We start from the raw sequence: 380 nt of genomic DNA, 5'->3' as shown, positions 1-380 counted from the left end.
GCGTGAAGGCGACCTACCCAGGTAAAAAAGGCGACAAACTTTCGTTTTACCTGGTTGCTGACGCCGTCTATACCATTGAAAAGTGGCATATAAACCTTAGTGATCGGCCGGATTACGCTCAAACCCTCAATTACGGCTCGGATTGGGAGTTCATAGGTAAACAAATATGTGTGTTTTTCGAAGTGATCCGTGACTCCAAGCTCCTGGGTCGTTCCAAAGGCTTCAGCTTCACAATATTGGACAAATGACTCAGACCATCCTCTAGCACTACTGCTGCGGCACGTTAATACGGATCGTGCCGCGGCAAGCGCTGCGACAACTCGTCCAGCAGCTTCTGCTCGCGTTTGTCTTCGAGGCGTTGCGCCTCTTCGCGGTAGCAC

The 380-nt window shown here is 51.1% G+C and carries 1 protein-coding gene; it reads left to right on the top strand.

Annotated elements, in window-relative coordinates:
* A partial coding sequence (locus ACPYOM_RS22185; RefSeq protein WP_481347617.1) for a hypothetical protein occupies window positions 1–248 on the top strand: 248 nt, incomplete at its 5' end.
* Window positions 249–380 lie beyond the last annotated feature (132 nt).

The sequence above is a fragment of the Monashia sp. HAY1-2A genome, assembly GCF_056755315.1.
Note: the sequence above shows the minus strand (reverse complement) of the source record. Positions and strands in the feature narration are given on the sequence as shown.